The 9,274-nt window shown below is 42.3% G+C and carries 8 protein-coding genes; 4 read left to right on the top strand and 4 right to left on the bottom strand.

Annotated elements, in window-relative coordinates; genetic code table 11:
- Positions 1-284, top strand: a 284-nt coding sequence (locus PN447_RS05335) for a type ISP restriction/modification enzyme (RefSeq protein WP_334311082.1), incomplete at its 5' end; no start/stop codon positions are given.
- A gap of 304 nt (positions 285-588) precedes the next feature.
- Here the strand turns inward: PN447_RS05335 and PN447_RS05330 are convergent.
- Positions 589-2,334 (bottom strand): sensor histidine kinase, encoded by a 1,746-nt coding sequence (locus PN447_RS05330; RefSeq protein WP_271761406.1) that lies wholly within the window; start codon positions 2,332-2,334, stop codon positions 589-591.
- A 178-nt stretch (positions 2,335-2,512) separates the two neighbouring features.
- Positions 2,513-2,749, bottom strand: a complete 237-nt coding sequence (locus tag PN447_RS05325; RefSeq protein WP_271734975.1) for a hypothetical protein — start codon at positions 2,747-2,749, stop codon at positions 2,513-2,515.
- Positions 2,750-3,195: 446 nt separating this feature from the next.
- On the opposite strand from PN447_RS05325, the gene lepA reads away from it, so the two are divergent.
- Positions 3,196-5,007: a translation elongation factor 4 gene (gene lepA, locus PN447_RS05320; RefSeq protein WP_271761404.1), complete on the top strand. Its 1,812-nt coding sequence runs from the start codon at positions 3,196-3,198 to the stop codon at positions 5,005-5,007.
- Positions 5,008-5,101: 94 nt separating this feature from the next.
- Here lepA and PN447_RS05315 read toward each other — a convergent pair whose 3' ends face one another.
- On the bottom strand, positions 5,102-5,560 hold the full coding sequence (locus PN447_RS05315; protein ID WP_271761402.1) for a YbhB/YbcL family Raf kinase inhibitor-like protein: 459 nt from the start codon (positions 5,558-5,560) through the stop codon (positions 5,102-5,104).
- 183 nt (positions 5,561-5,743) lie between these two features.
- Between PN447_RS05315 and PN447_RS05310 the strand changes: the two genes are divergently transcribed.
- Together PN447_RS05310 and PN447_RS05305 are read left to right on the top strand one after the other, a co-directional pair.
- Entirely contained in the window at positions 5,744-6,934 is a 1,191-nt protein-coding gene (locus PN447_RS05310) for a glycosyltransferase family 4 protein (RefSeq protein ID WP_271761400.1), read from the top strand.
- Between the two features lie 213 nt (positions 6,935-7,147).
- The gene (locus PN447_RS05305) at positions 7,148-8,119 is read left to right on the top strand and encodes a cyanophycinase (protein WP_442867078.1); all 972 of its coding nucleotides are present in this window, start codon (positions 7,148-7,150) and stop codon (positions 8,117-8,119) included.
- 135 nt (positions 8,120-8,254) lie between these two features.
- On the opposite strand, the gene PN447_RS05300 is transcribed toward PN447_RS05305, so the two are convergent.
- Entirely contained in the window at positions 8,255-9,259 is a 1,005-nt protein-coding gene (locus PN447_RS05300) for a hypothetical protein (protein ID WP_271761396.1), read from the bottom strand.
- Positions 9,260-9,274: the final 15 nt, after the last annotated feature.

The following is a 9,274-nucleotide window of genomic DNA, read 5'->3' as shown; positions in this document are numbered from 1 at the left end:
TAAAGGCTGATAAAACCCAGGGAAGTATTATCTTAGATGATGTGACTACATTACAAGGTGTGCCTAGTATAGCATGGGAATATATGCTGGGCAATCGTTGCGCTTTGGAATGGATTTTAGATCAATATAAGGAGAAGAAACCCAAAGACCCCACCATTGCGGAAAAATTCAACACTTACCGGTTTGCAGACTATAAAGAACAGGTAATAGATTTATTAATGCGGGTGTGTAGAGTCAGTGTGGAAACCATGAATATAGTTAATCAGATGTCTTCCCCTGATTAGAAAGGCGATCGCCCTGGGTTGAAAAATTCCGTTTGATGCTACACGGGGATCCGGGGGTTAGAAACCCCCGTCTAATAGCTAAAGTCAGATAAATCTGACTAGAAGATCATGTATTTGATTATCTTTAGGTAAAAGTCCGGTATCTGTGGGGTGGTTAAGATCCCCGACTTCTCACATGGTCACAGATCATCTAAGATAACTTAGCCAGAAGTCCGGGATCTGTGGGGCGATCGACACCCAGGGGAGTCGGGGGTTTTGAACCCCTGGATGCTGGATGCTGGATACCACATGATTTATAATCTTTTCAGGGAGGGGAGGTATTAACATCAGCAGCAACTAAAACAGGTTGTTGATAGAGAGGTACTGTAAATGTGACCGTTGCACCTAGTCCTTCCCCCAGACTGTAAAAATGTACCTCGCCACCCATGGCTTCTATGAGTTTCTGGGATATGACTAGTCCCAAACCTGTACCCCCGTACTGGCGAGTACGTGAACCATCTACCTGGGAGAATAATTGAAAGAGTTTATCTTGTTGATCCAGGGAAACACCGATACCTGTATCAGCTACTTTTACCCTGACCATTCCGGGAAATTCCTGATTTTGAAATTTCGCTTTTTTCAAGACTAAATCAGCACTGACGTTAATACTCCCTTCTTGGGTGAATTTGATAGCATTATTCACCAAGTTGAGCATGACCTGTAGTAACCTTTGGTAATTACCATGGACAATAATCTCATCGGAAGTAGGAAGCATCTGCATTTGGAAACTCAAGTTTCTTGACTCTGCTTGGGGGCGCACAAAATTTTCTACATCTTGAAATAGATCATTGAGTTTGACCGCAGAGCAAGCAAGCTCCATTTTGCCAGCTTCAATTTTGGCTATATCTAAGATATCATTGATAATATGGAGTAGATGTATTGATAAATAATGAGCCTCACAAATAAACTGATGTTGTTCTTGAGGATCATCTGCCATGCCTTCCAAAATCAGCTTTAAAAAGCCAATCATACCGTTGAGGGGGGTACGGATTTCATGGGAAACATTAGCCAGAAATTCGCTTTTGAGGCGGGAGGCTGCTTCGGCTTTTTGACGGGCTGCTTCTAGTTCTTTATATAGGGTAGCATGGGCGATCGCAGTTCCCAACTGATCAGCAAACTCTTTGGCTAATTCTAGTTCTGCATCTGTCAAGGGGTGAAATTCATCTTTAATAGTGATGGCAATTAGTCCATTAGCTTGGTCTTGATAGCAAGTAGCCACCACTAAGATTTTGTCCGGGGGCGACAGATTATACCGGGACATTTCCATGACAACAGGTTCTAGGGTGGCCAAGGCCTTGGCAAAAGCTGGCTCAGAAGTTACATCTATTTCCCGTCCAAGCATCGAACCTCGCTCTGGGTGGTGATACTCGGCTATCACCTGGACTCTAGAACTAGAGGGCTGGTAAGGACAGATAATGCAACGCTCTAGCCCTAGGGTTTTGCCTAAACTGTCAACTGTTTGTTGCCAAATCACATCTAAATCCAATGTCCGGCGGATATTTCTGGTAATTTTATTTACCAGCTTATGGTATGGTTCTGTGCGGACTTGATCACCGAGTACATTTACAGCTAAATCTTCAGCGGGGGATTTCCTCCCAGCCACTTGTAAGAATCTTCCCATGACTAAAACTGTGGTAGCAGCAGTTCCCAAGGGTGGGATCATAGGGGAAATTACCAACTCGAACTCGAGTAATTTTTGACAGCAGCTAAACCAGCATTGGAACTTTTCCGGCACCAAAGTATTTAAAATCCGGTGTAAGCGTTCCAAATAAGCACCATTATCTACTGGGACAAAAACCTTGTCCTCATGACTTTGATTAACTATTTGCTTAGGGTTTAACCCCAACAGTTCGCTATGCTGACAGTAAAATGTTACGTAGCGTCCTGTCCCTTCTTGAGTGTATACCAACTCCGAACCTAGAGTTGGCATACAGCCATCAGTGTGATTAGGGGAACCTTCCAGATTCTGGGGAAATAAATCCGGCAATTGGGAGTTAGCAGTAAAAGTCATTAATCGAGTTGGATAGACAAATGGCACCTCAAAGCAGTTTTGCCCAAGCCCCTGGTGAAACAATTGGGGGTAAATTATTACAGCTTTGGCATCCTTACATTGGGTATTTTGGCCTTTTTTGCACCAATAGTGACAAACTTTACCTTTTTTTCATGTTTTATTTACACCTTGTTTATTTTCAGTCATTCCACTCACCCCGGGGGGGAACAGGTACGCGCCGATGGTTGCGTGTGAGTTCATCATCCCTGGAGGCCTCACCCCGCAACCATTGACGAATGGCTACCTCAATCACTTTACTTGGGTCGTTGGTTAAGTGCTGAATTTGTTCTACTAACTCCGAGTCCAAGTGGACGGCGACTTCTACCTTCTTGGTGCGTTGATGCTCACCTTCGGTAGGTTTCTCTTTCATATTCATAGGTTTATATACTCAGAGATTTTTAGCTCTCAAGCCTTGTCGAGGGCTGATGATCTACCATTCGAGTGAGTTTACCGACTCTTCTAAAAAATGCAATTTGCATTTATAGTGAGATAGTTACCCAAAATAACGCCAGATTAACAGCATTTGCTTTGGAATGGTAAATGTAATCAACTCCCTAAACAACAACTCCAGAATTTGTGCTGTGTAAATCAGTAGTTATAGGCAGTTAGCTAGTGTAACCCCCCACGATTTCTACATGATTTACTGAATATATATTTATTGTAGGGTACTGGTTCGTCAATCCCATCAAGTTAAATAGACTTTAATAGACTTTAATATATATTCTTCACTCTCCGGCAACAGCGTCTTGGCTAAGAAAGGATTAAAATATATGAAGTAAATTTCTTGTTTAACCTTGATTGCTGCTTCAGCAAAGATAGTATATGACTGACGTTCCCGCAGATCGCATTCGCAATTTTTGTATTATTGCTCACATTGACCACGGGAAATCTACCCTCGCCGATCGCTTGTTACAAGCTACTGGGACTGTGGATGAGCGCCAAATGAAGGAACAGTTCCTCGACAACATGGATCTTGAACGGGAGCGCGGCATTACCATTAAGCTGCAAGCTGCCCGGATGAACTACAAGGCTAAGGATGGTCAGGAATATGTCCTGAATTTAATTGATACTCCCGGCCATGTGGATTTTTCTTATGAGGTGTCCCGGAGCCTTGTGGCCTGTGAAGGGGCGCTGTTAGTGGTGGATGCGTCTCAAGGTGTGGAGGCGCAAACTTTGGCTAATCTCTATCTGGCTCTCGAACATGACTTAGAAATTATTCCAGTTTTAAACAAAATTGATTTACCAGGAGCAGAACCGGAGCGGGTAATTAGCGAAATTGAAGAAATTATCGGTTTAGATTGTAGTGGTGCGATTCTGGCTTCGGCGAAAGAAGGAATCGGCATTAATGAAATTTTGGCAGCGGTAGTAGAGCGCATACCACCGGCAAAAGACACCACAGATGCACCCTTACGAGCATTGATTTTTGATAGTTATTACGATAGCTACCGGGGGGTAATTGTTTATTTCCGGGTGATGGATGGGAGCATTAAAAAAGGCGATCGCATTTACTTGATGGCATCAGGTAAAGAATATGTCGTTGACGAGTTAGGTGTACTGTCTCCCAATGAAAAGCAAGTTGAAGAACTCCACGCCGGGGAAGTAGGCTATTTTGCCGCCGCCATTAAAGCTGTAGCTGATGCGCGAGTGGGGGACACAGTTACCCTATCTAAAGCTAAGGCCCCAGCCGCATTACCAGGTTACACAGAAGCCAAACCCATGGTATTTTGTGGGATGTTCCCTATTGATGCTGACCAGTTTGAAGACCTGCGGGAGGCTTTAGAAAAGCTGGGACTCAATGATGCAGCTCTGCAATATGAACCGGAAACTTCTAGCGCCATGGGTTTTGGCTTCCGTTGTGGGTTTTTGGGGTTACTGCACATGGAAATTGTCCAGGAACGTTTAGAACGGGAGTATAACCTGGATTTAATTATTACAGCCCCTTCAGTTGTTTACCGTGTAGTCACTAACAAAGGTGAAGAACTGTATATAGATAATCCCAGCCATTTACCGGCTCCCAACGACCGGGAAAAAATAGAGGAGCCATACGTTCAAGTAGAAATGATTACGCCAGAAGGCTACGTCGGCACCTTGATGGAACTGTCCCAAAATCGCCGCGGTATTTTCAAGGATATGAAATATCTGGCCCAAGGACGTACTACCCTGACATACGAGTTACCTTTGGCGGAAGTGGTCACTGACTTTTTTGATCAAATGAAGTCGCGATCGCGCGGTTATGCCAGTATGGAATATCATCTCATCGGCTATCGTGAAAATCCCTTAGTGAAGCTGGATATCATGATTAACGGCGACCCCGTTGATTCCCTAGCGATGATTGTACACCGAGATAAAGCCTATGGGATGGGGCGGTCAATGGCGGAAAAACTCAAAGAACTGATTCCTCGCCATCAATTTAAAGTGCCAATTCAAGCTGCGATCGGTAGTAAAGTCATAGCCAGTGAACACATCCCCGCCTTACGCAAAGATGTGTTAGCTAAATGCTATGGTGGCGACATTAGCCGCAAGAAGAAACTTTTACAGAAGCAAGCAAAGGGTAAAAAACGGATGAAATCTGTGGGAACTGTGGATGTACCCCAAGAGGCTTTTATGGCTGTGTTGCGTTTAGACCAGGGCTAAAGAAAACCCTGCAGATCCACAAATGAAACCTCTGTAGAGACGTTCTGTGAGAACGTCTCTAGTTTTTCTAGTATTTATACGTAGTATTTAGCTTTTAATGTTGCTTTTTATAACGTCCAATCAATTGGGCTGTTGCCAAAATATGATTTGCCATCGCTGCTTCTAATTCTGCTTTGGTGATGCCAAAATCTAGCCCTAAAGACGCATCTAGAGCGTAAAGTTTAAAAAAATAACGATGGATACCACTGGGCGGACAAGGGGGAGTATAGCCCAATTGTCCAGTATCATTTTTACCCTGGATTCCACCACCCTTTAGGAGGGGTTCTGTGGGTATCCCCTCAGGTAAGTTCCGGGTCAGGGGGGGTAAGTTAAAGAGAACCCAATGTACAAATGTGCGATTGGGAGCGTCCGGGTCATCCACAATTAAGGCAAAGCTACGGGTTTCAATGCTGACATCTTCCCACTTAAGTGAAGGAGAAATACCTTGACCTTCACAAGAAAATTTCATGGGAATCATACCATCTGCACAAAAGCTGTCACTTAGCAGTTTCATTTACACTCAAAGTCAAGAAATGTTGAAATTAAAAGTATCCTAAACATCAGAAAGTCTTTTCTCCTCTTCCTGTGGTTGTGTTATCTTGATTTATCGGCTCTATCCAAAAAATTAGTAAATATACTCACTACAATTACTATGTTGGTCTTTGTAGATAAATTAGGCTATTGGAGAGTTTCATAAATGAAGATACTGGCGCTAAGTTGGGAATTTCCACCGAGGTTAGTGGGGGGAATTTCCCGCCATGTGGCGGAGTTATATCCGGAACTGGTAAAGTTAGGACATGAAATTTACCTGATTACCGCAGAGTTTGCTCAAGCATCGATGTATGAGCTGGTTGAAGGTATACAGGTGCATCGGGTACCAGTAGCACAAAGTCGCGATTTTTTCCACTGGGTAGGTAATCTTAACCAAAGTATGGGAGATCACTCCGGAAAACTAATTCTGGAGGAAGGACCCTTTGATTTAATTCACGCTCATGATTGGTTGGTAGGAGATGCGGCGATCGCTTTAAAGCATAACTTTAAAATCCCCCTGATTGCTACCATCCACGCCACTGAATACGGGCGACATAACGGTATTCACACGCCTATTCAAGGTTATATTCATCACAAAGAATATTTACTAGCCTATAACGCTTGGCGAATTATTGTCTGTACAAACTATATGCTGCGAGAGGTACAACAAGCCTTATACAGTCCTGCAGACAAAATAGATATCATTTATAACGGTATTCGACCAGAAAAGAAACAACACGACGAAAGCTTTCATCCCCAAGAGTTTCGCCGCCAATTTGCCGCAGACCATGAAAAAATTGTTTATTATGTGGGTCGCATGACATACGAGAAAGGTGTGTCTGTATTACTTAATGCTGCACCCAAGGTGTTGTGGTCAATGGGTGGTAACGTTAAATTCGTAATTATTGGTGGGGGAAATACCGAGCATCTCCAGCATCAAGCCTGGGACTTGGGAATTTGGGATAAGTGTTATTTTACCGGCTTTCTCTCTGATAAATACTTGGATAAATTTCAAACCATTGCCGATTGTGCTGTTTTCCCTAGTCTTTATGAACCCTTTGGTATTGTGGCCTTAGAAAGTTTTGCTTCCCGCGTCCCAGTAGTAGTATCAGATACTGGTGGTTTCCCAGAAGTAGTCAAACATACTCAAACCGGGATTGTCACCCAAGTAAATAATCCCGACTCCCTAGCTTGGGGAATTTTAGAGGTTCTCCAACATCCCGGTTATCGCCAATGGTTGATTGATAATGCTTACAGGGATTTGGCCCTGCGGTTTAACTGGACAAAATTAGCCCAGCAAACACAAACAGTTTATCAGCAAGTAGTCCAAGAGCGATCGCAAGTTGTCTGGCTTTAAAACCAACTATCTACACAGTGATTATGCGAGAATAACGCCGAGAAATAAAGATTACCCCTGGTTATACCGCGTTAAAAAACAGTACAACCCCTATACGCTGGAAATTTCCCCCTTTTTGGTGCGAGAGTTAGCAATAATTGTGGTTTGCACCAGCAGCTTAATATGACCAAGGTATTCCCAAGCATAACAAAGTGGTTCAGGACTATCAGAACCATGTTGAGGAAGATGGGAACCGCCCTCATAGCATTCCTAAACCCCGACATCCCACCAGAAAAAACTTTAGATTTACGTCCCCCCTCAGTCACACCCTTAGCAGGGCCTGTGCATATTTTAGGTGGAGGCGGTCTAGATGTAGAGGAAGCCATTCAGTGGATGATTCATCAAGTCCGGGGATCAACTAGCTACTCCACCAAAGTTAATGTTGTCGTACTTCGCACTTCCGGTAGTGATGATTACAACCGCTTAATTTATAATATGCAGGGAGTCAAATATGTAGAGACACTGGTAATTAGTAACCGACAGGATGCTAATAAATCGGAAATTATCGAAAAAGTCAGAAATGCAGACGTAATTTTCTTTGCAGGTGGCGACCAATGTGAGTATATCCGTAACTGGAAAAATACCAAATTAGAAGCTACCATTAAATCAGTTTATGCCAAAGGCGGCGGCATTGGCGGCACCAGCGCCGGGGCGATGATTCAAAGTGATTATGTCTATGATGCTTGCGCTTCCTCCCAAGAAGGTATTGAAACCAGAGAAGCTCTCGAAGACCCGTACCGAGACATCACCTTTACTTACAACTTTTTCCCGTGGAGTCATTTAACGGGGACCATCGTTGATACCCATTTTGACAGACGCAAAAGAATGGGGCGCATTATGGCTTTTATCGCCCGTCAAATCCAAGATGGCGTATCCAAGAGCGTTTTAGGGATAGCCATTAGCGAAGAAACATCTGTGACTGTCGATAAATTTGGTATGGCTAAAGTCATGGGTAGAGGCGCTGCATATTTCGTTTTAGGAGACCATCCCCCAGAAATATGCAAACCCCGCACACCTCTAACATATTACGACTACAAGATTTGGCGGGTTCCCCGTGGTGATACTTTCAACTTAAGGAATTTACCCACCAGAGGTTACTATCTCAGGAGTGTAAAACGGGGTCGGTTTGATTCTGACCCTTATTAACTGGGAACCTCACCCCAACCCTCTCTTGACTAAGGAGAGGGGGAAATATCTTTTTCTTGACTGACCCAACTGACCTATAGGCAGGCTAAAATTAATATGGGTTGGGTATCAGTATCCCCCTAGGGTCTATAATCATTAATTTTGTGTGTCAAATAGCGAAAGTTGACCCTGTTTTTTGAGTCTCCAACTGTCTTCCCCTATACGTTCGGCGATATCTTCCAATACACTTAAAATAGTTTGATTTTCCGGTGTATTTCCGTTTTTCAACAATGGTAACAGATGCAGAACTATTGTATCAAAACCTGGGTGATTATTTTCTCGTTCCATTCTTCTTAGATAACTAATTAAATAGTATTTAATTCTCAGTTTTACATCAATATGTGACTTGAATTTTGTATCTTTTTTCAAAGTAAATAGTTCAGTTTTTTCGTCATAGTCAAAATTACCTATTAAAATCGGCGTTAAATCTGAATACTCTTTTTTTAACAAATCTAAGAAACCTAACTCTAAACCTTTAATAATTAGTTCATCGTTAATTTGCTCTAATGAAGCCCCATCATTTTTAGCAATAATTCCTTCAATAGTTTCAATGAGAATTTCTGCAATATCCATTCCTAAATTAGCTTTCATGATAGTTCTAGGACTACGAACTTTGCGGAAATTAATTATTAATTGTCCTGACAGAACTGTAAAAGGATTTTGTCTTTTCTTAAAACTTGTCTGTCCATTTTTTTGCGGTACTGCTCCAATATATTCAAAACCGCACTTTTCCGCAGTATCAATAATTAAATGCCAAAATTCAGGATCTTTATGGGCGAATACAAATGATAACCAACGGTCAAATTTTAACACTCTATACATTTCTTTAATGCTGGCGGCTATCAGGTTATTATATTCATCTTTAGTTTTTTTATATTCTCCTCCTTCAATGGCTTCTTGTTCATAGTCTTTTTCAGTGACTTTTAAATCTAGCCACCCATTCCACATTACCGATAAGTCTAAATAGGGTATTTTTTTACCATAGGGAGGGTCAGTGTATATATAATCTACACTTTCTTTAGGAATAAAACTTAAATCTGTAGCTGAATGTTTAATAATTTGTGCATTAGAAATGGTTTGTTCATTAATGTAATATTCCATCTCTTTTTTAGCTGA

Origin of the sequence: Anabaena sp. CS-542/02, assembly GCF_028331085.1 — a bacterium.
Lineage (GTDB): Bacteria > Cyanobacteriota > Cyanobacteriia > Cyanobacteriales > Nostocaceae > Anabaenopsis > Anabaenopsis arnoldii.
Note: the sequence above shows the minus strand (reverse complement) of the source record. Positions and strands in the feature narration are given on the sequence as shown.